Source organism: Chitinophaga filiformis (assembly GCF_900102545.1).
In the GTDB taxonomy this organism is placed as follows: Bacteria; Bacteroidota; Bacteroidia; order Chitinophagales; family Chitinophagaceae; genus Chitinophaga; species Chitinophaga filiformis.
The window spans coordinates 52,949-76,976 of sequence record NZ_FNBN01000009.1 but is presented as its reverse complement, the minus strand read 5'-3'; the positions used below and the strand labels follow the sequence as shown (position 1 = coordinate 76,976).

Annotated in this window: 25 protein-coding genes; 9 read left to right on the top strand and 16 right to left on the bottom strand. The window is 46.1% G+C overall.

Annotated elements, in window-relative coordinates; genetic code table 11:
* Positions 1-55: 55 nt before the first annotated feature.
* Together BLR32_RS27685 and pyrE are read right to left on the bottom strand one after the other, a co-directional pair.
* A complete protein-coding gene (locus BLR32_RS27685) occupies positions 56-427 on the bottom strand; it encodes a heavy-metal-associated domain-containing protein (protein ID WP_089836797.1) in 372 nt (123 codons plus the stop codon).
* A 70-nt stretch (positions 428-497) separates the two neighbouring features.
* Positions 498-1,145 carry an orotate phosphoribosyltransferase gene (gene pyrE, locus BLR32_RS27680; protein WP_089836795.1) on the bottom strand — a complete coding sequence of 216 codons (648 nt, stop codon included), beginning with the start codon at positions 1,143-1,145 and terminating at the stop codon, positions 498-500.
* Between the two features lie 39 nt (positions 1,146-1,184).
* Between pyrE and BLR32_RS27675 the strand changes: the two genes are divergently transcribed.
* On the top strand, positions 1,185-1,811 hold the full coding sequence (locus BLR32_RS27675) for an NUDIX hydrolase (protein WP_089836793.1): 627 nt from the start codon (positions 1,185-1,187) through the stop codon (positions 1,809-1,811).
* 43 nt (positions 1,812-1,854) lie between these two features.
* On the opposite strand, the gene BLR32_RS27670 is transcribed toward BLR32_RS27675, so the two are convergent.
* From BLR32_RS27670 to BLR32_RS27655, 4 genes are read right to left on the bottom strand one after another with little or no spacing between them, the layout of a single operon-like run.
* Positions 1,855-2,289, bottom strand: coding sequence for a hotdog fold thioesterase (locus tag BLR32_RS27670; protein WP_089836791.1), 435 nt, complete (start codon positions 2,287-2,289; stop codon positions 1,855-1,857).
* A gap of 42 nt (positions 2,290-2,331) precedes the next feature.
* Positions 2,332-2,805 carry a pantetheine-phosphate adenylyltransferase gene (gene coaD, locus BLR32_RS27665; protein WP_089836789.1) on the bottom strand — a complete coding sequence of 158 codons (474 nt, stop codon included), beginning with the start codon at positions 2,803-2,805 and terminating at the stop codon, positions 2,332-2,334.
* A 6-nt stretch (positions 2,806-2,811) separates the two neighbouring features.
* Positions 2,812-3,363 (bottom strand): RsmD family RNA methyltransferase, encoded by a 552-nt coding sequence (locus BLR32_RS27660; protein ID WP_089836786.1) that lies wholly within the window; start codon positions 3,361-3,363, stop codon positions 2,812-2,814.
* Complete coding sequence (locus tag BLR32_RS27655) at positions 3,354-4,229, bottom strand: DUF3822 family protein (RefSeq protein WP_176842454.1); 876 nt, start codon at positions 4,227-4,229, stop codon at positions 3,354-3,356. The genes BLR32_RS27660 and BLR32_RS27655 overlap by 10 nt, the downstream gene beginning before the upstream one ends.
* A gap of 55 nt (positions 4,230-4,284) precedes the next feature.
* On the opposite strand from BLR32_RS27655, the gene BLR32_RS27650 reads away from it, so the two are divergent.
* The gene (locus tag BLR32_RS27650) at positions 4,285-5,616 is read left to right on the top strand and encodes an MATE family efflux transporter (RefSeq protein ID WP_089836784.1); all 1,332 of its coding nucleotides are present in this window, start codon (positions 4,285-4,287) and stop codon (positions 5,614-5,616) included.
* A 4-nt stretch (positions 5,617-5,620) separates the two neighbouring features.
* Here the strand turns inward: BLR32_RS27650 and BLR32_RS27645 are convergent, their stop codons facing one another.
* The 4 genes from BLR32_RS27645 to BLR32_RS27630 all read right to left on the bottom strand — a co-directional run bounded on the left by BLR32_RS27645 (position 5,621) and on the right by BLR32_RS27630 (position 8,953).
* Positions 5,621-6,376 carry a tetratricopeptide repeat protein gene (locus tag BLR32_RS27645; RefSeq protein ID WP_089836782.1) on the bottom strand — a complete coding sequence of 252 codons (756 nt, stop codon included), beginning with the start codon at positions 6,374-6,376 and terminating at the stop codon, positions 5,621-5,623.
* Positions 6,377-6,482: 106 nt separating this feature from the next.
* A complete protein-coding gene (locus BLR32_RS27640) occupies positions 6,483-6,833 on the bottom strand; it encodes a dihydroneopterin aldolase (protein ID WP_089836780.1) in 351 nt (116 codons plus the stop codon).
* Between the two features lie 83 nt (positions 6,834-6,916).
* The gene (gene trxB / locus BLR32_RS27635) at positions 6,917-7,864 is read right to left on the bottom strand and encodes a thioredoxin-disulfide reductase (protein WP_089836778.1); all 948 of its coding nucleotides are present in this window, start codon (positions 7,862-7,864) and stop codon (positions 6,917-6,919) included.
* Positions 7,865-8,095: 231 nt separating this feature from the next.
* Complete coding sequence (locus tag BLR32_RS27630) at positions 8,096-8,953, bottom strand: sigma-70 family RNA polymerase sigma factor (RefSeq protein WP_012793808.1); 858 nt, start codon at positions 8,951-8,953, stop codon at positions 8,096-8,098.
* Positions 8,954-9,279: 326 nt separating this feature from the next.
* Between BLR32_RS27630 and BLR32_RS27625 the strand changes: the two genes are divergently transcribed.
* From BLR32_RS27625 to BLR32_RS27615, 3 genes are all read left to right on the top strand, one after another.
* Positions 9,280-10,302, top strand: coding sequence for a threonine aldolase family protein (locus BLR32_RS27625; RefSeq protein WP_089836777.1), 1,023 nt, complete (start codon positions 9,280-9,282; stop codon positions 10,300-10,302).
* Positions 10,303-10,374: 72 nt separating this feature from the next.
* On the top strand, positions 10,375-13,017 hold the full coding sequence (locus BLR32_RS27620; RefSeq protein ID WP_089836775.1) for a valine--tRNA ligase: 2,643 nt from the start codon (positions 10,375-10,377) through the stop codon (positions 13,015-13,017).
* A gap of 88 nt (positions 13,018-13,105) precedes the next feature.
* Complete coding sequence (locus BLR32_RS27615; RefSeq protein WP_143011613.1) at positions 13,106-13,573, top strand: hypothetical protein; 468 nt, start codon at positions 13,106-13,108, stop codon at positions 13,571-13,573.
* On the opposite strand, the gene BLR32_RS27610 is transcribed toward BLR32_RS27615, so the two are convergent.
* From BLR32_RS27610 to BLR32_RS27585, 6 genes are all read right to left on the bottom strand, one after another.
* Positions 13,570-16,368 (bottom strand): TolB-like translocation protein, encoded by a 2,799-nt coding sequence (locus BLR32_RS27610; RefSeq protein WP_143011612.1) that lies wholly within the window; start codon positions 16,366-16,368, stop codon positions 13,570-13,572. The genes BLR32_RS27615 and BLR32_RS27610 overlap by 4 nt on opposite strands.
* A gap of 98 nt (positions 16,369-16,466) precedes the next feature.
* Positions 16,467-17,900 (bottom strand): L-serine ammonia-lyase, encoded by a 1,434-nt coding sequence (locus BLR32_RS27605; protein ID WP_089836770.1) that lies wholly within the window; start codon positions 17,898-17,900, stop codon positions 16,467-16,469.
* A gap of 207 nt (positions 17,901-18,107) precedes the next feature.
* Complete coding sequence (locus tag BLR32_RS27600) at positions 18,108-18,596, bottom strand: FKBP-type peptidyl-prolyl cis-trans isomerase (protein ID WP_218124264.1); 489 nt, start codon at positions 18,594-18,596, stop codon at positions 18,108-18,110.
* A 66-nt stretch (positions 18,597-18,662) separates the two neighbouring features.
* Positions 18,663-19,163 carry an FKBP-type peptidyl-prolyl cis-trans isomerase gene (locus tag BLR32_RS27595; RefSeq protein ID WP_176842452.1) on the bottom strand — a complete coding sequence of 167 codons (501 nt, stop codon included), beginning with the start codon at positions 19,161-19,163 and terminating at the stop codon, positions 18,663-18,665.
* Positions 19,164-19,272: 109 nt separating this feature from the next.
* A complete protein-coding gene (groL, locus tag BLR32_RS27590) occupies positions 19,273-20,907 on the bottom strand; it encodes a chaperonin GroEL (RefSeq protein WP_089836766.1) in 1,635 nt (544 codons plus the stop codon).
* Positions 20,908-20,966: 59 nt separating this feature from the next.
* Positions 20,967-21,248, bottom strand: a complete 282-nt coding sequence (locus BLR32_RS27585) for a co-chaperone GroES (protein WP_072356767.1) — start codon at positions 21,246-21,248, stop codon at positions 20,967-20,969.
* A gap of 253 nt (positions 21,249-21,501) precedes the next feature.
* Here BLR32_RS27585 and nusB point away from each other — a divergent pair, with 253 nt between their 5' ends.
* The 4 genes from nusB (at position 21,502) to coaE (ending at position 24,009) form a co-directional block, all read left to right on the top strand.
* Entirely contained in the window at positions 21,502-22,431 is a 930-nt protein-coding gene (nusB, locus tag BLR32_RS27580; RefSeq protein WP_089836764.1) for a transcription antitermination factor NusB, read from the top strand.
* Positions 22,432-22,459: 28 nt separating this feature from the next.
* A complete protein-coding gene (locus BLR32_RS27575; protein ID WP_089836761.1) occupies positions 22,460-22,903 on the top strand; it encodes a DUF1573 domain-containing protein in 444 nt (147 codons plus the stop codon).
* 99 nt (positions 22,904-23,002) lie between these two features.
* Positions 23,003-23,344 (top strand): preprotein translocase subunit YajC, encoded by a 342-nt coding sequence (yajC, locus tag BLR32_RS27570; RefSeq protein WP_245705536.1) that lies wholly within the window; start codon positions 23,003-23,005, stop codon positions 23,342-23,344.
* A 68-nt stretch (positions 23,345-23,412) separates the two neighbouring features.
* Entirely contained in the window at positions 23,413-24,009 is a 597-nt protein-coding gene (gene coaE / locus BLR32_RS27565; RefSeq protein ID WP_089836757.1) for a dephospho-CoA kinase, read from the top strand.
* The last annotated feature ends 19 nt before the right edge of the window (positions 24,010-24,028 follow it).

Genomic DNA, 24,028 nt, shown 5'->3' with positions numbered 1-24,028 from the left:
AAGGCCTCGTTGCTAAGCAACCGAGGCCTTTTCGTTAATACGCTTTTCAATGGGCTTAGTGTTTCTTGTTTTCACCACCACCATCTTCCGGCTTTTTACAGCAGGTAGGTAATTTGGCGTAAGCCTCCTCACTGGCAGTTACATTGTCTGCATCATACCCCGCATTGGCAATTGCCGTCTTTACGTTTTCTATATTGGTACGATCACTGAAAAATTTCACGGTAGTAATACCTTTTTTGAAATCCACTTTTGAGGACTGTACGCCCTCTTCCCGGGAAAGGTATCTTTCTATGCGATTTTTACATTGTTCGCACTGCACTGTCGGAGTATTTATTTTGGCAGTTACCAATGTGCCTTTTTTTGTCTGGCCCATGGTAATACCGATACCCGCAAATAATAATACCATTACAAGTTTAACGATACGCATAAGTTACTTTTTACGATCCTAATATAGTAAATACTTGTTAACTGAAATATCTTTTGGGAAGAACGGCATCTTATACAGCAGGAGCTGCATTCCATTTATCAGGAGCGCTTCTCCAGGCTTCCAGGGTAGCTTGCTCTTCTGCTGATACCAATCCTTTTTCAATTGCCACCTCAATCAATGCACTGTAATTGCTCAGAGAATAGAAAGGCACTTTCGCCGCTTCAAATGCTTTTACCGCCACATCAAAACCGTAGTTAAAAATAGAGACCATTCCAATCACTTCCCCACCTGCCGCTCGGATAGCGTTCACCGCTTCCAGGCTGCTCTTTCCGGTAGAGATCAGGTCTTCCACCACTACTACAGGTTGTCCTGGCTGTAATACTCCCTCGATCAGGTTACCCATACCGTGCTCCTTTGCCTTCGCCCTTACGTAGATAAAAGGCAGTTTCAGCTGGTCGGCCACCAATGCGCCCAAAGGAATACCTCCCGTGGCTACGCCGGCCAGTACCGCCGCATCAGCAAATGTTTCAAATACTACATTACACATTTCGGATTTTACGTAGTCACGCACATAAGGATAAGACAAAATCTTACGATTGTCGCAATAAATAGGTGACTTCCAACCGGATGCCCATGTAAACGGTTCTGACGGACGCAACTTTACCGCCTGTATCTGTAATAGCTTTTCTGCTATCTGTTTTTCGCTGATCTTACTCATAAGCAGCAAAATTACTTAATTACGGATTATTTTTGCTGCATGCAAAAAGATACAGTCATTTATATCAACGAGCGTCCGCTGATCATTACTGCAACCCACCAGGGCATTCCTGCGAAGTATAAGGACGCACCATTGTACACAGAGCCCGATGCGGCCACCATAGAATCGGTCTTACAGGCATTGGAAACGGAAAAAGCCGAAGCCGCGATTTTTATCCATCCGGATACTGACACATTGGTTGAAACCGTAAAAGGCTATTTCCGGGTACTTGTGGCGGCTGGTGGTCTGATCACCAACGCAGAAGAGGAAGTATTACTGATGTTCCGCCGTGGTAAATGGGACCTGCCCAAAGGCAAAAGGGAAAAAGGAGAAACCCTGGAGATAGCGGCTGTCAGAGAAGTAGCAGAAGAAACAGGTCTGCGCTCCATCGAGCTGGAACATAAGATTGGAGAAACTTTCCATTTCTATACCACAAGGGAGAAAAAGACCCTGAAACACACTTACTGGTACAAAATGAAGTTTACCGGTACAGAACTGACCGTCCCACAGATAGAAGAAGATATTGTTGATATTCAGTGGATCAAGCCGGAACATCTGTCCAAATACCTCAAATTCTCTTACCAGAATATTGTAGATGTATTTGAAAAAGAAGGTTACGCTATCTGACCCCGCTGGGCTTAATGCTGTATGTGCATACCGGCATCCGGCATTAAGCCTTTTTATCTCTTACCGCTACTGTTAAGCGGCTGATACACACCAGTTTATTTTCATCGTCACAAATACGGATATCCCATACATGGGTGGTTGATCCCAGGTGCAGTGGCCTGGCTATGGCATGTACATAACCCTCTGAAACGCCTTTGATATGATTTGCGTTGATATCCAGCCCCACACAGATCTGCTTCTTCGTATCAATAACAAGGGAAGACGCCACACTACCCACGGTCTCCGCCAGGGCGGCAGACGCGCCTCCGTGTAAAAGCCCGTATGGCTGTTTTGTCCGGCCATCTACAGGCATGATCATCCGCAGATAGTCGGGACCTATCTCTGTAAACTCCATGCCAAGACATCCTGCCATGTTACTTACGCCGAGTTCATTCAGTTGGTCCAGGGAAACATCCAGAGAGTGCCAGATCGGTTTCATGAGTGATGACGCTATTAAAGGTTAAAAATGGATTCTGTTAACTTACGCTTTCTTTAACTCCCTGAGGATATTTTCAGGCAATAACCGGGAGGCATCTCCGCCATATTTCAGCACGTCCCTTACCAGTGAAGAAGCCAATGTGGAATAACGGGGCGAACAGCTCAGGAAAATAGTCTCAATACTACTATCCATCATGCGGTTTACGTCAGCGATCGCTTTTTCATACTCAAAATCGCCTATGCTACGTATACCCCTTAATATAAACTGGGCGCCGACTTCCTTACAGCTCTTAATAGTCAATCCCTCATAGGAGATCACTTTTACTTTAGGCGTATGGCTGTAAATATCCCGGATCCATTGCATTCTTTGCTCCAGGGAAAACATAGGTGTTTTGGCTGAATTGACTCCTATCCCTACCACTATTTCATCAAAAAGGTCCAGCGAACGGTCTATAACATCAGTATGCCCCAACGTGATCGGATCGAATGTACCGGGGAATAAACAAATACGTTTCATGCCAGTTTATTTTTTCAGCTCCTCTCTGTTTATAAAGATCGAAAAGATGGTGGTACCATAATTACGCTCCGTACGGTAGTAAGAGTAATTTTTATAGTTATTGCGGGGAGTATGTTCCAGCACAAACCAGCCCTCGGGCTCCAGCAGCTGCTTTTCAAAAATGATTAGTGGTAACTGGTCTATCGTGGTCAGGGCATATGGCGGTCCCGCAAATATAAAATTGAACTTTTCTGTGCACTGCTCCAGGTATTTGAACACGTCCATACGCTGCAGCTTTAATGGCACATCCAGTGTTTTGGCGGTCTTCTTAATGAAATCGGCCATCTCAGGATCCTTCTCCACAATTGTCAGGTCGGTCACACCCCTGGAAGCCAGTTCGTAACTGATGCTGCCTGTTCCGCCGAAAATATCCAGGGTTTTCAGTGAAGAAAAGTCCAGGTTATTTTCCAGGATGTTAAACAGCCCACCTTTTGCGATATCGGTCGTAGGCCGGGTGTGCGGCATATGTGCCGGCGGCTGAAACCGCAATCCTCCCTTATCTCCCCCGATTATACGCATAATGCCATTGCATAAAGGTTATTGAAATAGTAGCCGGGAATCTCTTCCATCTTTGGAATATAACTAAAGCCTGGCAGGCGCGGCATCCATTCCAGTTTAGGAATAAAGCGACGTAATTCTTCATGGATCTGGGAATCGGAAGTTACCGCCCCTCCCACTTTTACTTTCACCAGCTGTTCGTCCAGACCTGTCTGACGCAGAATATTTACTAGATGGTATACCACATCCAGCCCTGTCTGGCTGGTTACGTCCTGTTGTATCAGCAGTTTGCCGAACCGGAAAATCGTCAGCGAGAATTTATGCTGCTGGATGTCCACATAGGCCACCCCGTTCAGCTCCAGGAAATCACCATCAAAACGGTACGACTTCAGCAATCCCGTATTGGCGTGGATCACCTTGTCAGTAGAAAATTCTTTTCTCAGGTATCCCATCACATCCTTGTCAACAGCATATATGTTCACCAGTTGCTGGTCTGTCAGCACATCTGCCAGCACCAGCTCCTGCGTTTGTTCAGGATAGATGACATGCAGGTAATCTTTCTTCAAGGATGGATTGTAATGCTGTTCCGGTACCAGTGTATTGTTCACTCCATCAAAAGCCAGCTGTACCAGGTTAAAGTTGGTGAATAACAACTTGTCGGCATCGAATATCTGTTCGATCATCTGCAGGTCTGCCGTGGCTGTCTTCTGCGGCAGGAAGTGGTAAGACTTCAGGGCCAGAAACTTTTTAATGGCCGGATTATATACCACATAACTGAACGTTCCCTTTCCAATTAGCACCAGCAGCTGGCAGGAGGTAAGATCAGTTTCAAGCAGAGAAGTATCATCAGCTGCAAAGGCAGGATGAATATTGTACGTCACAGACATTAGTAATACATTAGATATGGCACAATAATAACCAAAAAACGTGACTTTTGCTCCTATGCAATTTGAAGTAACAACCCGACAGATCATAAAAATAGCTGCTCCTATATGCCTGGCTCTCATTATTCCACAGATAAATCACATGACAAATACCGCTTTCCTTGGTCGCCTGGGAGAGTTCGAACTAGCCGCTAATGGCATTGCCGGTATCTATTATCTTGTCATGTACATGGTGGCCTACGGCCTTAACAATGGTCTACAGGTGCTGATAGCCCGCCGCGCCGGACAATTAAATACAAAGGGTATCGGGCAGTTATTCTCCAACGGACTGGAACTCGGGCTGTTTTCTTCTTTTCTGGTGATTGCCGTTACCCTCTTCCTGGCCCCCTGGTTCTTTGCCCATAGTCTTCATAATAAGCAGATCTATGAGGCAGCCGTATCTTTTATCCGGATCCGTATCTGGGGACTGCCTTTTCTGATGATGTTAAGTATGGCCAATGCCTTTTATATCGGCAGTGGCAACTCTAAAGTATTGGCTGTCACCTCGCTTTGCCAGGAAATGGTCAATATCTTCTGTGATTATGTGCTGATCTTTGGTAAGCTCGGACTGCCCGCCCTGGGACTGAATGGAGCTGCTGTTGCCTCCGTGATTGCAGAAAGTACCGGTATGCTGGTGGCTTACAGTATCCTTTTCGGGAGAGGGTTTCACAAGCGTTTTTACCTGTTTGACTATCTGAAGCCATCCTGGCAGATCTTCCGCAGCATTCTGTCTATATCCGCCCCGCTGATCGTTCAGTTCCTGTTCAGCATCGGCAGCTGGTTCGTGTTCTTCATTTTTATCGAGCACCTGGGAGAAAGACCGCTGGCCATTTCCAATATGCTGAGAAGCATCTTCGGGTTCTTTGGTGTCTTCACCTGGGCACTGAGCGCTACCTGCAATACGATGGTCAGTAATGTGATCGGTCAGGGGAAAGAGGACCAGGTATTCAGGGCTATCCGTAAAATAGCGGGTATCAGCCTGTTATGCGCTTTTGTAGTGTGTATACTGGTCAACCTTTTTCCCTCCACTATCCTGCAGATCTATACGACAGACATGGAGCTGATTAAAGAGTCGATTCCCTCTGTGAGGATCATTACATTGAGCACCCTGCTCATGGCCATTTCGGGTGTATCATTGAGCGGAGTGACAGGCACAGGTAATACCCGGATCAACCTCGGGATAGAATTCGCGGCCGTGATCGGGTATTTGCTGTATTGCAGTATAGTAGTAGAACGCTGGCGCAGCCCATTGCATATTGCCTGGCTGGCAGATTTCATCTACTGGATCATTATTTTTGGATTGAGCGCCTGGTATCTGAAAAGCGGGAAATGGAAGGCGAAGTCGATCTGATGAACTATTCAAGCTCTTCCAGCATCTTTTTACAAGATGATTTGATACCGAGATCGTCCTGGTAGATAGGACGTAATGTGACCGCTTTGCGCAATACTTCGATGCACTTGTCCAGTTCATCGTTCTCTTTATAGGCTTTGGCGAGTTCAAGGTAATTGGGCAGAAAGGAAGGATCCATCTTACGGCATTTCTCATAGTTGGCAATGGCTTCCTGCAATGTGGCCTCAGGTAAGCCACCGAACAGCATTTTGGCAGCGGCTCTTTCCAGGGCGTTCATATTCGCCACTTCATAATTCCATTTGCCCAGCACATGATAAGCCTTTGCATATTTGGGGTTGAACTTGATAGCCAGTTCCGCATATCTTTTCACTTCCTTGGAAGCGGCCACCTTTTCTTTTGCTCCTGACGACAGGGCTATACGCCCGATGGCTACTGCCATTACATAGTTGGCGTCTGCATTTTCCGGCGCCAGTTTCAATGCCTGTTCTGCGTAACTTTTCGCCTCGGTATAGATACGGCTCTTTTCATCTTTGTCGGTTGCACGGAACCCTTCACGTGAGCACAACTCACTGGCGCCTGTCAGGGCAGCAATATTGTCAGGTTGTACTTTCAGCGCGTCTTTATACAAAGAAAGGGCGGCAGCGTCTTTCATCTGTTTTTCCTGCTGCCTGGCCTGTTCAACAATTTCGTCGGCAGTCTGGGCAAAGGATACAGCGGAAATAAAGAATAAAGCAGCAGATGCAAATACCTTAATTAACATAGGGCGGAAATTTACACATATTAAAATAACTAAATTTAATGCTTTATTGACACATAATTTATACCGGAAATCCGTGAATCTGTAAACGATGGGGCTGGGCGTCACTTTAGTAGTTCTTTTCGAGGCTCACCACCGAATTCCGGATGGAAGCACCCATGGGAGGATTCATTTTACGCAGGGAAACGATAGACTTCTGGATTTCGGGATACTTATGCTTGATGGCATCGCTCATATTATAGACCACCTGTTCCAGCAATGGCTGGGGAACGGCCATGATCTTCTTCACAATATTGTAAAGCCCCTGGTAATTAACAGTTTCGGAAATATTGTCAATATGATGCGTACCCGGAATGGTCACATACACATCCACAATAAATTCATTTCCTATAATTCGTTCTTCCGGGTATAAACCGTGGAAGGCATGAAAATGTGCTTGTTCTACTCCAATGGTAAGCATGCGGATTAAAATTAAAGATCAGGAATGTAAGTACCGGCAAAATCCGGTCCGTTCATTCCTGATCCCTTAATTAAGTATTTTGATTACTGGTGTTCCAAAGCAGATAAATATCTTTCTGCATCCAGTGCAGCCATACATCCGCTGCCGGCAGCAGTTACCGCCTGACGGTAGATCTTATCCTGTACGTCGCCGCAGGCGAATACGCCCTCCAGGTTAGTACGGGAAGTACCCGGTACGGTTTTAATATACCCCTGCTCATCCAGCTCGAGGTAATCTTTGAAGATACCGGAATTCGGCTGGTGACCGATGGCTACGAAGAAAGCGCTCACAGGAACGGTTGTTTCTTCGTTTTTAACAGTATTCAGCAGTCGTACCGCTTCTACCTTATTTTCTCCCAGTACTTCCTGTGTTTCTGTGTTCCAGTACACCATGATATTGGAAGTTTTCAGTACGCGGTCCTGCATTACCTTAGACGCACGCATTTCATGGCGGCGTACGATCATATGTACGTTGGTACACATTTTAGAGAGGTAGAGTGCTTCTTCGGCGGCAGTATCACCTGCACCTACGATAGCTACTTCTTTACCGCGGAAGAAGAATCCGTCGCAAACAGCGCAGGCAGAAACGCCGCTACCATTGAGACGTTGTTCAGAAGGCATTCCCAGCCATTTGGCAGAAGCGCCGGTAGCAATGATCACAGCATCTGCGGTCATTACCTTTGATTCATCGATCGTTACTTTATATGGTTTGCTGCTGAAATCTACGGAAGTTGCCAGGCCGAAACGGATATCTGCTCCCATACGGGTTGCCTGTTTTTCGAAGTCCACCATCATTTCCGGTCCCTGGATACCTTCAGGATAACCTGGATAGTTTTCCACTTCTGTTGTGATGGTTAGCTGCCCTCCCGGCTGAATACCCTGGTACAATACCGGTTTAAGATTCGCTCTGGCGGCATATATGGCGGCAGTATAACCTGCCGGTCCGGAACCTATAATCAATAGATGTACATGTTCCTGTTGGTTAGTTTCCATGCTTACTATGTAATGTTAGAATGATCGTTTATTAATTCCCGTATCCTGAATGCGTACATGACGAGCAAGGGATGATGCGGAGTCATGTGGCATGCAAAAATACATTTCCCCATAAAATAAAAAACACCGGCTATAAAATATACAGCCGGTGCGTCTATAGAATTGATATAGATCTATGATTTGAATGGCAACTGTTATTGCCTCTCTCTTCGTTTGAAGCCTTCCTGGGAATTAACCCAGGTAAGATTTCAGTGCTCCGCTGTAGCGGGCTTTTTGCAGCCTTTTGATGGCGCGTTCTTTGATTTGACGAATTCTTTCTTTTGTAAGATCGTACTTCTGACCAATCTGTTCGATCGTAGCTCCGTTCTCTCCATCCAGACCAAAGTATGCGTTTACGATTTCCGCTTCACGTGGGCTGAGTGATTTCAGTACACGGCGGATTTCTTCACGCAGTGAATCACGCATTACATCATCATCAGTAATATCTCCGCCTTCCAGCAGGTCGCCCATAGCCACGTCTTCTGCTTCGTGTACCGGAGCATCCAGTGACATGTGACGGGTATTGCTTTGGAAGATGTTATTGATTTCTGATTCAGACATTTCCAGGATCTCTGCTAACTCCTCAGTTGATGGCTCTCTTTCATTCTCCTGTTCAAATGCCATATAGGCTTTGTTAGCTTTATTGTAAGTGCCGATTTTATTCTGCGGCAGACGAACCAGACGGCCCTGTTCTGCTAAAGCCTGTAGTATGGATTGACGAATCCACCAAACAGCATAAGAAATGAATTTGAACCCTTTCGTTTCATCGAATCTTTGCGCAGCCTTGATCAAGCCGAGATTGCCCTCGTTAATGAGGTCGCTGAGGCTAAGCCCCTGGTGCTGATATTGCTTTGCTACTGATACTACGAAACGAAGGTTTCCTGTAGTTAAACGTTCAAGAGCCTTCTGGTCACCCATCTTAATGCGCTGCGCCAAAACGGTCTCTTCCTCAGGTGTTAACAAAGGGATCTTTGAAATCTCCTGCAGGTATTTTTCTACCGCCTGCGAATCACGGTTTGTGATCTGGGTGGCAATTTTAAGTTGCCTCATATTGAAAGTTTATTAGTTTATAAATTGAATAACATCAAAAGATTTATTTTGTTGAGATATTTTAAATAATTATCTTACAACCTATTCCACTCTTCCAATATTATCGTTTTAACAAATTAGCCTGCAAAGATCGTGCTAATACCCCATACTGCCAAATCCTTCTCAAGCCATTTAATTAGTATAACAAAGTACTCCATATAAACGATATTTAATAGCCCTTTATTAGGTATTTTTGCGGCTTTAGTTAAATTTTAACAATTGAAAAGTAATCTACTTCAAATTAGTAACTTCACTAATTTATTGTTCTATACATTGCAAATTCTTCAATGATGATTATTGATTTCAGGAGTGATACATTCACCCGGCCCACCCCCGGTATGCTCCGGGCTATGTCAACTGCTTCTACCGGTGACGATGTATACGGAGAAGACCCAAGTGTAAACGAATTGGAAAGCCTTATGGCTGCCTATTTTGGCAAGGAGGCGGCCCTGTACTGCCCTTCCGGCACCATGAGTAATCAGATAGCCATTAAGGTGCATACCCAACCAGGCGATGAGGTCATCTGCAGCGACCTTGCCCATGTCTATATATATGAAGGAGGTGGTATCGCATTCAATGCCGGCGCCCAGGTACGCGTATTGGAAGGCGACCGCGGTATGATCACCGCCGCACAGGTGGCAGCGGCCATCAATCCTGATGATGTGCACAAAGCTACTACCAGCCTGGTTTGCCTGGAAAATACATCCAACCGCGGGGGCGGCTGCTGTTATGATATGGAAGAGATCAACAGGATCAAAAATGTTTGCCGCGATAATAACCTTAAGCTTCATCTCGATGGAGCACGCCTGTTCAACGCACTTGTCGCAACCGGCGAAAACCCAAAGACTTATGGCGAACTATTCGACAGTATTTCCGTATGCCTGAACAAAGGAATGGGCTGTCCCATGGGCTCTGTTCTACTGGGAAGCGCTGCCTTTATCAAATCTGCCAGAAGAGTCAGAAAAAAACTGGGTGGCGGTTTGCGTCAGGCTGGCTATATGGCAGCTACCGGACTTTATGCCATGGAACATCATATTGCCAGATTGGCAGAGGATCATCACAGCGCCAAACAGATTGCCAAATATCTCCTGCAGAGAACCTTCGTGGGTCACATGCTGCCGGTGGAAACCAATATCCTCATCTTCGATGTACAGGACTCCTGGACTCCCAAACGGTTTGCGGACTACCTGAAAAAGGAAGGTATTCTCGTAACACCCATCTCTGAAACACAAGTGAGAATGGTAACCCACCTGGATATTACTCCCGAGATGGTGGAAAAGACCTGTGCTGTTATTTCACAGATGGAATAACCATAAGCGGATATCGTTCTAATCGGTTATTCTCTTATTTTTGCACACTTATATAAATGACATATCGCTAGCATGGAACTTTCAAAAAATTATACGCCTGCTGCTGTTGAAGGCAAATGGTACCAGCACTGGATGGACAAAGGTTATTTCCGTAGCAAACCGGACAACCGTCCCCCCTTTACCATTGTGATCCCTCCTCCTAACGTGACTGGTGTGCTGCACATGGGTCATACCCTGAACGAAACCGTCCAGGATATCCTGGTGCGCCGTGCCCGTATGAGTGGATATAATACCTGCTGGGTACCAGGCTCCGACCATGCTTCCATCGCTACCGAGGCGAAAGTGGTGAATATGCTCAAAACCGAAAAAGGTATTGAGAAATCACAGCTCACCCGTGAAGAGTTCCTCAAATATGCTTTTGAGTGGAAAGAAAAGTACGGTGGCATCATTTATAACCAGATCAAGAAGTTAGGCTGCTCCTGCGACTGGGACAGGGTAACCTTTACAATGGATGATCATTACTATCAGGCAGTTATAAAGGTATTTGTTGACCTGTACAATAAAGGAAAGATCTATCGCGGCGCCCGTATGATCAACTGGGACCCGAAAGCGAAAACGGCCCTCTCCGATGAGGAAGTACAGTACAAAGACCTGCAGGGTAAACTGTACCATGTGCAGTATGCTATCAGTGATTCTGAGAATAATCTGACCGGCGAATACATCACCATCGCTACACAACGTCCTGAAACCATCATGGGAGATACCGCTATCTGCGTAAATCCTGATGATGAACGTTATAAACACCTGGCAGGTCGTTTTGCCATCGTACCGCTGGTAAACCGCAGAGTGCCCATCATCTTTGATACTTATGTAGATAAGGAATTCGGTACAGGCGCACTGAAAGTAACACCAGCTCACGACATCAATGACTATAACCTGGGTCTGAAACACAACCTGGAAGTAGTAGATACCCTCAATGATGATGGTACCCTCAGTCCTGCTGCCGGTGTATTTATCGGTGAAGACCGTTTCAAAGCCCGTAAACTGGTTATAGCTGCTCTCCAGGAACAGGGTCTGCTGGTAAAAGAGCAGGAATACACTACCCGTCTCGGTTACAGCGAGCGTAACCCTGATACAGTAGTTGAGCCGCGTATCAGTACCCAGTGGTTCGTGAGAATGGCTGAACTGACCAAACCTGCGCTGGATGCAGTTGTGAATGGCGATGTGAGCATACATCCCGGCGATCGCTTCCTGGCTACCTATAAATACTGGATGGAGAATGTGAAAGACTGGTGTATTTCCCGTCAGCTCTGGTGGGGACAGCAGATCCCGGCATTCTATGCTCCGGATGGTACTTTTGAAGTAGCGCAGAACATGGATGCCGCTATCGCACAGTTTAAAGCAAAAGGTTTCAGTTACACTGCCGCCGACCTCCGTCAGGATGAAGACTGTCTCGATACCTGGTTCTCCTCCTGGCTGTGGCCGATGGAAGTATTCAATGGTATTTCCCAGCCTGATAATGAAGACATTAACTACTACTACCCTACCAATGTACTGGTAACCGGACAGGATATCATATTCTTCTGGGTGGCCCGTATGATCATGGCAGGGTTGGAATATAAGCAGGTAAAGCCTTTCAATGATGTATACTTTACCGGAATGGTAAGGGATAAACAAGGCCGTAAGATGAGTAAGCAGCTGGGTAACTCTCCTGATCTTCTGGAACTCATCGATCGTTTTGGCGCTGATGGCGTTCGTTTCGGCATCATGATCTCCTCTCCTGCCGGTAATGACCTGCTGTTTGATGATGCCAGCTGCGATCAGGGAAGTAAGTTCACCAATAAGATCTGGAATGCCCTGAAGCTGGTGAAAATGTGGGAAAGCAATGTAGCAGCCAGCAATACTGAAACTGACCATTTTGCAATACAGTGGTTTGAAAGCAGACTGAATGAAGTACAGGTTGAGGTGGCAGAGCTGTTCAAAGATTTCAAGCTCAGCGAAGCCCTGAAAACCATCTACAGCCTGATCTGGGACGATTTCTGCAGTTGGTACCTGGAATGGGTAAAACCTGGTTTTGAGCAGCCTTGTGATGCTGGTATCTATAACAAAACCGTTTATTTCTTCGAGCAACTGATGCAATTGCTGCATCCTTTTATGCCTTTTGTAACAGAAGAAATTTACCAGCACCTGCGTGAACGTGGCGAAGGAGAAGACCTGATCATCAGACAATACACCGCTCCAGGAGCTTCCGACGCCGGTATCCTGGCACAGGGCGAGCTGTTGAAAGAAGTGATCACCAGCATCCGCGATGCACGTAATAAAAATCAGATCAAGCCAAAGGATGAAATAGGGCTGCATATCGATACACCACAGGAAGCTACCTTCAAACAGATCGAAAGCATGCTGGCCAAACAGGTGAATGCGAAATCCATCAAGTATACAAAGGAACCTGTCGGCGGTTGCATTACCCTGGTAGTACAGAAAGACAAGTTCTACCTGGAAACAGAAACCGTGCTTGACCCTGCTGCACAGAAAGAACAGCTGGAAAAAGATCTGGTTTATCTCCAGGGCTTCCTGGTATCGGTGGAGAAGAAACTGAGCAATGAAAGATTTGTCCAGAATGCCAAGCCGGAAGTAGTTGACGCAGAACGAAAGAAGAAAGAAGATGCAGAGGCAAGGATAGCAACCATAACGGAAAGTTTGAAATCATTATAATTTTCAGGATCGCCCGGACGTTAACTATTCCGGGCGATTTTTTTATATCCCTTATTCTACTATGCGTAAATGTTATTTAATATCAGGTATGTTCTTACTGTTTTCCAGTATTCCGGCACTGGCCCAGACTGGCAAACCCAAAGCACCTGCTGCTAAAAAACCAGCTGCCACTACGAAAACCACTACTACTGCACTACGTTTCAGAAGCACCTGGGGCATTTTCCTAAGCGATTCCCTTCCCCGCCCTGAGATTTTGAAACTGCTGGACTCCCCACTGGTAGTACGGGATCAAAAGAATAATAAATATCCTGTAGTATCCTTTGATTTCACCTACGAAAGAAAGGAGCCTTACCTCAATGACACCACCGGCAAACCCGGCATCTACACCGACTTTGTGGGCGACTCTTTTAAAGGAGACAAACTGCCTTCCCTCTGGGTAGAGCGTATCAAAGAGATGCTCGAAAGAAATGAGGTATTCTACTTCGATAATATCATCATCAACTATACAGGCGATAAGTTGTATAGAGCGCCTAAATTAAAATTCAACGTTCGTTAATAATTGAACAGCTGCTGTAAGGGCAGAATAAATGCGAATCTTTGGGTTGCATTATCCAGCGGATCTTTGTCAAAGAGATGGCTGTAACGCACACCGAAGGTGAAAGGAAGTTCGTTACCTATTTTGGTATCAAAGAACAGCTCCCCACCGGCAGAAGTATACTTTGTATTCGCTTTGGTGATAAAATTATATGCCCTGCTGTAATCGTAGAATACGTTACCACGGATCCGCATGAAATACAGTAACTGAGCAAAACCCCAGTCAGGATATGCGATAGGGAAATGATAATTTACACCCAGTTTATAGATATGCTCGTAGAACGGCTCATTGTATCCTCTCGCATAAGCGAAATTATCTGTGAAAGAATAATTCCGTAACGTATCCCGCTGCTGCCAGGCTCCCTGCAATACAAAGTTGTGATTCGCAAACAGGCCAGGCAGGTACAGATCAACCCTTGCATACAGTTGCTCAGCAAATACAGTTGTCAGTGAGCGGTTGTACTGCAAAGCGACATATTGTCCGAAATGAGAATAGATATTTTGCCTCCCCCGCATGCGCTGGTTATTAAATACCAACGTATTGCTAATGTATTGTACTGATGGATGGGTAAAACGGAAATTGCCCTGCGGATATCTTTCCAGGTAGTGATACATGGAAGACAGCGACAGGCTGCGGCTGTACAAACCAGATGACAGATTCAGCGGAACGGTGAATCCTCCGTGCAGATCCATTTCCTTCCAGTACAGGCGTCCTTTACCAGAGAAAATATCCGAACGGTTAAAAGTGTATTTTGCTCCTGCCTGCAAATAAGGGAACCAGGCTCCGTAGATGAAATCACCGGTAAATCCTGAGCTTCCTTCATTACGGTTATACGTATAACCCAAAGCGGTAGACGCCGTATTCAGGATGTTATCTCCATACAGAGTGAGGCTATAATCAGGATCATCAAAAGTAGGCAACCAGCTGTGGAAGTTGAACAGGCGGGTTCCCTTGGCGTATTTCTTTATGTCATACTGCTCCTGCGGCACTTTGTCTAGAATGTTGCCACCTTCCTGGAAATCAGGCTTCAGCCAGGCACTGTGATAGTTCCTACCGGTATCGATCTGCTGCCAGCTATCCGGCGTCAGCGGTGTAGCATACAAAGCATATCCTTTAGTACCAAAAGCGCTGTACACAACCTGGTTGTCAACAGCAGCGTGCACTACACTGTTGGGATGAGCTGTTACCTGGTAAATCTTCTTGTCAGAGAGTGTAAGGGCATACACATTATCGGCATCTTTATACGCAGCAGTGTAGTATACCGTATCCTGTTTTATGATCGGAATGCCCAGCACGATATAGCTGAACGGTGTCAGTTCTTCCGTTTCACCAGTGGCCAATGACTGACGGATCATAGCCATTTGTCCGCGGTCATTGCGAACATTACTGATCACCCATTGCTCATCAACAGAAAATTTAGGATAGGTATAATACCAGTTATGCGGATTGGGCAAGGTCGATATTACGGCGCCAGTTTGTCCGTCCAGTAGTTGCAGACCGTACTGCTGTGAAGTCAACGTCAATGACACAATGATCCGTTTACCATCTGCGCTGATATCAGGCGAGAAATAACGTGTCATATGCGTCAGTGTGCTGGTATGACCAGTAGCCATATCATAGGTCTTCACAACCGAATAATCTTTCCATGACCAACGGGGATGAAAGCGGGCCTCGGTCCATACCAGCCTGCCATTGCGATAGCTGAAATAGTCGTCGAAGTTCATACCCGGGCGGGTCACCAGCTGTTGATTGCCGGTGCTGTCTAACAGGTAGAAGCCTGGTACTTTGTTATAAGCATCCTTGTATACGAGCCATTCGCCCGGTTTTACAGGATAAATGTATTTATAGTTGGTAACAGTATGAGGGGCTTCCAACAATGCTTTGCCAGGCTTACTTTCCTGTGTGGCGTAATTATTCCAGAGCGGTTGATACTCCTGCAGCATAGCCTTGTAAAAATCAGTCACGTTATGCCCTGTGCGCCTTTTCAGGCTTTGGGAGAAAGGATAGAATATACCACGGTAACGCACCGCATCGGTGGTCACATCTTTCCAGAACGTACGACCATAATGTTCACGGCCATATACAGACATCAGGTATCCCAACGGATAATGATTGGGTGTGAAGTCTATATAGGAGCCGTTCCTTATTTTCATGTAGCTGTAGTCCTTATGTTCCAGCGATAAGGCCCTGAAGCCATCAAAGAAAGCAGGCAGCCTGCCCCTGCCCTGCGCACTTAAAGCTGTTTCCATAGTAACGGCGTCTCCTTCCCAGAACCAGTTAGGCACTGCTATATTAGTAGCCGCAGCCAGCCCCATTTCTCCCAGTACAACGGATACCACTTTGGATACGCCCTGGTTGAAGTTACGGTTCTGTAATACATGCCGGTATTCATGTATGGCCAGCTGGTCTTCCCATTTCAATGATCCGAGATCTGAGGAGTTGGGTGGCGGTGTGAGATAAAATTCTGAGCGGAAAGGGCCGAGTTGTACATAACCATTGGATTCCAATGTCTGGTTCTGTAGTACGATGCTGACCTTTTTATTTCTGTTCCCGATAGAATAACGGGTATATCTATCCAGATAATGCACGAGATCTGCCACCCGGCGGCCTTGTTTTTCCAGTCCTTCCGGGAATATGATACGAGCAGTATCGTTATTGATCTGCCGCCATTTCAAAGAAGGAGGATTGCCACCGAATGTTTGTGCCAATGCAGTAAAGGGGAATACTAATAAGAGTAGGCACGTGAAAGTTCTCATAATCAATTGGAGGTATAATCAAACAAGATACGGAAATAATGCAGAACGCTGCATGCAATAATAAAGTATCCTCATTGCATGCAGCGCGTTGCCGGCGATCAGCACTCAGGCAGGCTGATTGGTATGTTTACAGCCAGACCACCGTCTGATGTTTCCTTGTATTTGCTATTCATATCCAGTGCAGTATCCCACATGGTTTTTACCACAGCATCCAGCGACACCTTTGCCAGTTCAGGATTACTTTGCAGGGCCAGCTGAGAAGCGGTGATGGCCTTGATAGCGCCCATGGTATTCCTTTCAATGCAGGGTACTTGTACCAGTCCGCCGATAGGATCGCAAGTGAGACCCAGGTGATGTTCCATGGCTATTTCAGCCGCCATCAGCACCTGGCGTTGTGAACCGCCCAGGCATTCGGTAAGCGCTGCTGCCGCCATTGCAGAAGATACCCCTATCTCTGCCTGGCAACCTCCCATAGCGGCCGATATGGTAGAGCGCTTCTTGAAGATACTGCCGATCTCAGAAGCAGTGAGCATAAACTGCATGATCTTTTCATCCTGGTAGCCGTCGCAGAAAGTGATGAAGTACTGCAATACTGCAGGTATCACACCAGCGGCGCCATTGGTGGGAGCAGTCACCACTCTGCCAAAAGAAGCATTCTCTTCATTCACAGCCAGTGCAAAACAGCTTACCCAGTCCAGCGTATAGGCAAAATGGTTGCCACCCTGCCTGATAGCGGTGATCCAGGAATCGTAGTCTGTATAAGTATTTCCTTTTAATAATTTCTTGTTCAAAGCGGCAGCACGTCTTGCTACACGCAATCCGCCGGGCAATTCTCCCGCGGTATGACAACCCCTGTAAATACATTCTTTCATCACACGCCAGATATTCATCACACCTGCCCGTGTTTCAGATTCAGGACGCCAGGCCTGTTCATTTTCCATTACCAGTTCTGAAATGGAATAACCTGTTTTAATACACCATTGCAACAGCTGCCGGGCTGTATCTATCGGAAATGGCAGATCTACCTGTGAAGCAGCGCTGCCCTGGGTCTCACCTTCTTTTACAACGAAGCCTCCACCGATAGAATAGTAGGTAGCCGCCTGTTGCTCACCATCTTCGAAAGTGACCAGGAAAGTAAGTGCATTGGGGTGAAAAGGCAATGATTCATCATACAGGAAAGAGATATCCTGTAATGGATCAAAAGGAATAGCATGGCTTCCTCCCAGTAACATGGTCTTGTTACGGCGGATGTCATCCATTTTACTATTGATCTGGTTGACATCGAAAGTAACGGGATCATCTCCGCAAAGTCCTAACTGTACAGCGATGTCCGTACCATGGCCATGCCCGGTTTTTGCCAGGGAGCCGTATAATAAAACGCTGACTTGTTTAACAGAATTGAGTGTTCTCCCCGTAGCCTGCACTTCCCGCAGGAACTGAAGAGCCGCCCGCCATGGGCCTAAGGTGTGTGAGCTGGAAGGACCTACGCCTATCTTGAAGATGTCAAATACCGATATGCATTCGTGTGCCACTACTTATAATTTGAGCAAATTTAAGGGATTCCGCATATCCAAAAATCCATGCATGACATGAACGAACAAGCCGCACCAGAACCGGTCAGAACAGGACTTCCTGATATACGGCTCAAAGCACAATAAATACGATGGCATGACTGCAAAAAACAAGTCCCGCCTGAGCTGGTCAGAACGGGACTTGCCATATAAGTGCAGAGTACAATACTATGGATTGGTGACATCGGTCAACTCGACGTCGAAGATCAGCACGGAATTGGCAGGGATATCTTTATTCACCGCCGGACCATATCCGAAATAGGAAGGAAGATACACACGGATCTTACCTCCTTTGGTGATCTTTGTCAAAGCGAACTGAAATCCGGTGATCAGACTTCCCGCAGCTCCCAGGTCGCGGGGAGTAGTTCCGGTAGAGTCAAATACCTTACCTGACAAAAGCTGTCCTGTATATAATGCTTTTATTTGGCTTTTGGTGCTTTTAACACTGTCTACACCATTTCCGATCGCTGAGATGTTATAAAAAATGCCAGAAGCTGAATCCTGGGTGGCCACCAGGTTCTTAGCTTCCAGGTATGCCTTAATGCTATCCACATCTTTGTTGAACTGTCCCAACGCATCATAAGTGTCGTTGTCTTTACTGCAGGCTGCAAACAAAGCCATCATCAGTACTGCCCCCAGCAGGAAAAATTTCCTCATGCTTAATTTTTTCATTTGAAATGCTCAGATTTTTTATGATAGTCAGTGATTAAATACGGAAGGAACTTATTTGAAATCAACTAATTCAACATCGCACACCAGAACGGTATTGGCAGGAATGATGTTACCTACGGCGGCTGTACCGAAAGCCAGCCTTGAAGGGATGATCATAAAGATCTTACCTCCCTTGCCTATTTTCTGCAGTCCGATCTGCCAGCCTACGATATGGTCTTTCAGCGCGCGGCCATCGAAGTCAGTATCTCCGAAAGAGGCGTCCAGTAAAGAGTCGTTCAGGTTGCGGCGGGTATAATTGATGGTTGGTACGGAATTGAGGGTAGGATGAATGGAATCGCCCGGTTCTTCTATTTTGAAATAGAGTCCGCTGAAATCGTGTTCCATAGCGAGATTATGATTCTCGATATATTGCTGGATAAGGCTATCCTGTTTCAGTATTGATCTTTCAATAATATTGTCTTCATAGGCGCCGGAATATTCATTCTTAGCGCAAGCCGTAAGCAATAGTACGGGCAGTAAAAAACAAAAAGTGGCGCGTAAAATAGCGTTCATACAGTTATAACGGAGAAATAGGGCTAAAGTTACAGGAAAGGTAACAAAAAGGAAAGGGTGTCCGCCGATGGCAGACACCCTTTCGCTTATATTTTGGATACTGTTTTTATTAGTAGTCCATACCCATACCGTGGCCACCATGCGGAGCAGGAGCAGCGGATTTAGGTTCAGGTTTGTCAGCGATCACACACTCGGTGGTCAGCAGCATACCTGCGATAGAAGAAGCGTTTTCCAGTGCAATACGGGTAACCTTAGCAGGGTCGATAACGCCAGCTGCCAGCAGGTTTTCATATACCTCAGAACGGGCATTGAAACCGAAATCACCTTTACCTTCTTTTACTTTCTGTACTACGATAGAACCTTCGATACCGGCGTTAGCAGTGATTTGACGCAGAGGCTCTTCGATAGCGCGTTTAACGATAGCGATACCAGTCTGCTCATCTTCGTTTTCGCCTTTCAGTGTTTCCAGGCTTTCGATAGCGCGGATGTAAGCAACACCACCACCTGGTACGATACCTTCTTCCACAGCAGCGCGGGTAGCGTGCAGGGCATCGTCAACACGGTCTTTCTTCTCTTTCATTTCTACTTCGGTAGCAGCACCAACGTACAATACAGCCACACCACCGCTCAGTTTAGCAAGACGTTCCTGCAGTTTTTCGCGATCGTAATCGGAAGTAGTAACTTCTATCTGAGCTTTGATCTGGTTGATACGAGCCTGGATAGATTCTTTTTCACCTTTACCACCAACGATGATAGAGTTGTCTTTATCGATAGTTACGGATTCTGCACGACCCAGGTAGCTGAGGTCAGCATTTTCCAGTTTGTAACCTTGTTCTTCGCTGATAACAACACCACCGGTCAGGGTTGCGATGTCCTGCAGCATTTCTTTTCTTCTGTCGCCGAAGCCTGGAGCTTTTACTGCAGCAACTTTCAGCTGACCACGCAGTCTGTTTACTACCAGGGTAGCCAGTGCTTCACCTTCCAGATCTTCAGAGATGATCAGCAACTGCTGGCCGTTCTGAACGATTTTTTCCAGGATGTGCAGGATGTCCTTCAGGGTGCTGATCTTTTTGTCGTAGATCAGGATGTAAGGATTCTGCAGTTCAGCGTGCATTTTCTCGCTGTTGGTAATGAAGTATGGAGACAGGTAACCACGGTCAAACTGCATACCTTCTACTACTTCTACAGTAGTGTCAGTACCTTTTGCTTCTTCAACGGTGATAACACCATCTTTGGTTACTTTATTCATCGCTTCAGCGATCAGTTTACCGATCTCAGCGTCGTTGTTAGCGGAGATAGCAGCAACCTGCTCGATCTTTTTGTTGTCGCTACCAACTTTCTCAGCCTGTTTGCTGATGTTGTCAACGATAGCCTTAACAGCTTTGTCGATACCACGTTTCAGGTCCATTGGGTTAGCGCCGGCTGCAACGTTTTTCAGTCCTTCGCCGATGATAGCCTGTGCCAGAACAGTAGCGGTAGTTGTACCGTCACCTGCAATGTCAGCGGTTTTGGAAGCCACTTCCTTCACCATCTGAGCACCCATGTTCTCGATAGGATCTTCCAGTTCGATTTCTTTAGCAACGCTCACACCGTCTTTTGTTAAACTAGGAGCGCCAAATTTCTTTTCAATAACTACGTTGCGACCTTTAGGACCCAGGGTAACTTTCACTGCATCTGCCAGGGTGTCCACGCCCTTCTTCATCTTATTGCGGGCATCAGTGCTAAAAAATATCTGCTTTGCCATAATAGCTGTGTGTTTTTTTAATTTGTGTTTTGGTTTGCCTGTAATGTCAGCGTGATTGATTAAACAATAGCTAAAATGTCAGACTCACGCATGATTAAGTAATCGCCGCCTTCAATGCTGATCTCTGTACCGGAATATTTACCATACAATACAGTATCGCCTACCTTTACAGTCACCGGCTCATCTTTCTTACCAGGACCGGCAGCTACTACCGTACCTCTCTGTGGTTTTTCTTTTGCAGTATCAGGGATGATGATACCACCAGCTGTTTTTTCTTCTGCGGCTGCGGGTTTCACGATCACCCTGTCAGCTAAGGGTTTAATACTTAAATCTTTTGCCATATAATTATACTTTTTAAAAAGGTAAGATGAAGATTTATTGTGTCTTGGCACCTCGATAATTGTGCCAAGGCGCTTTTGATAGTCAAATTTTCAGTCACCAACGGATAGGCTTATCAGGCACACTGACAAAAATGCCATTTTTTCAGCAAAAACCTGACAGAATCTGCCGTAAGATAGTAATTAGGAAATTAAGAATTCCTAATTCCCCAATTTTCCCCTAGCTTTGCGGCCTCATACAGTTCTTGATTATAAGATGATTAGCAGAAGAAATATCCGGGTAAAGGTCATGCAGACCCTTTATGCCCTGGAAACGATGGAACAGGGTGCCATTAAGCCGGGCACGGCTACCAGTTTACTGAACGAGAAACTGGACCAGACCAGTCAGATCTTTACATACTTATTATACTGCCTCACTCAGGTAGCACAGTATGCAGAAATCGACGCCCAGACTCGGGCATCCAAACATCTTCCCTCAGCAGCCGACCTGCAGGTAAATACCAAGATCGCCGGAAATGAATTTATTTTCCAGATAATCAATGACAAAGGCTTTCAGGTAAACCTGGAACAGTGGAAACTCAAACACCTTCCTGAGCCGGACCTGATGCGTAAACTTTACAATACGCTCACCGCTACAGACATTTACCAGCAATACATAAAAGATCCTGCCCGTAACAAAACCAGCGAGAAGGAGATCATGGAATATCTCTACAAAGAGATCCTTTCCAAAAATGAGCTGTTCGTTCAGCACATGGAAGACAATTTCCTGCACTGGGGCGACGACGCAGATATGATGGACCTCCTGGTAGCCAACTACATGCACAAACCGCACCTCTTCAACTTCCTTCAGCTGATCAGCAAAGAGAAACTGGAGTATGCGCGTGACCTGCTGCTTACCGTACTGGATAAGAAGGAATACTGCCTGGAGCTCATCAAGCCCAAATTACAGAACTGGGACCCTGAGCGTATCGCCGCAGTGGATATGTTACTGATGGAGATGGGTGTATGCGAATTCCTGTACTTCCCGACCATCCCTACCAAGGTGACAATCAATGAGTACATTGACCTGGCAAAGGCATACAGCACCCCGCAGAGCGGACAATTTGTGAACGGTATCCTGGACAATATCTTAAAAGACCTGGATCAGGCGAATCTGATAAAGAAGGTAGACCGTACAAAAAAATAGCTATTTTTGGGTCGAACCCAATAACAATATGAGAAAGATATTCTTTTACCTGATAGCCGGAAGCCTCGTGGCAGGCGCCTGTAATTCAAATAGCGGTAAAACCGGTGGCCAGGAAACTGCCGCTGCTGCCAGCACCGACTCAGTGAAAGGTACTCCTGTGATCACTTTTGATGAGATGGTCCACAATTTCGGCACCATTACGGAAGGTGAAAAAGTGGAATATGCTTTCAAATTTACCAACACGGGCGACAGAGACCTGCTCATCACAGACGCTACCTCCAGCTGTGGCTGTACTGTGCCGGATTGGCCTAAAGAGCCTATCAAACCCGGACAAAGCAGCTATATGAAAGTAGTGTTCAACAGCGCAGGAAAAGAAGGATATACCGAGAAGGAAATTATTATAAGGGCCAATACGAAACCGGAACAGGTGCAGGGACCTAAGATCCAGTGTACTATCCAGAAGCAGAAATAAGCTGCCAGGACAATTGGAGACCGGTATCAATATTGTGGGACAATAGGAAACAAGAAACAACTAAACAACTAAATACAACTTAATACGATGTACACTAACATGCTGAACGTTTTACTGATGGGTGGTGGTGCAGCTGGCGCACAAGGCGGTGGCGGCTTCCAGTTCATATTTATTGGCGGTATGATCCTGGTGATGTGGTTATTTATGATCCGCCCTCAGACCAAGAAAGCAAAAGCGCAGAAAGATTTCATCAGCAATCTGCGTGAAGGCGACAAAATCGTTACTATCGCAGGTATCCATGGTACTGTGAAGAAGATCAACGAAGATGGCACTCTCAAGATTGAAGTAAGCGCTGGTACCTACCTGACTATCGAGCGTTCTGCAATAAGCATGGAATACACTACTGCTCAACAGAAAGCAGCTGCAACACCTGCAAAATAATTGCTGTCTACAGATAGCACATCCCAAATTCCTGACGGAGTTTGGGATTTTTTTTGGAATTTGGACGTATGTTAAAAATTGGTATTACAGGCGGCATAGGCTCAGGCAAAAGCACAGTAGCGAAGATCTTCGCACTACTGGGCGTTCCTGTCTATTATGCTGATGATGCAGCCAAAACGATCATGCAGACGGATGAGCTGCTGATACAACAGGTAAAGGCACATTTCGGCAACCATATGTACGATAGCAATAATGTGCTGGACAGAGCCGCATTGGGCAAGATCGTTTTTAATGATAAGGATAAACTGGAGCTACTCAACTCTCTCGTACATCCTGCCACCATCCGTCACAGCGATGAATGGGCAGACCGGCAAACGGCCCCCTATGTGCTGAAGGAAGCAGCCCTCCTTTTCGAATCCGGCTCTTTTCAGTACCTGGACAAATGTATCGGCGTATCTGCCCCACAGCCACTGCGTATATTGCGTGTCATGAAGCGGGATAATATCGGCCGTAGTGATGTACTCGCGCGGATGTACAAACAGATCGATGATACTATCAAGATGAAACTGTGCGATTATGTGATCCGCAACGATGAACAGGAAATGGTCATTCCACAGGTGCTGGCATTGCATGAAAAGCTGCTGCAGCTGGCTGCGGAACATTAACCCGATCAATTATAACCAT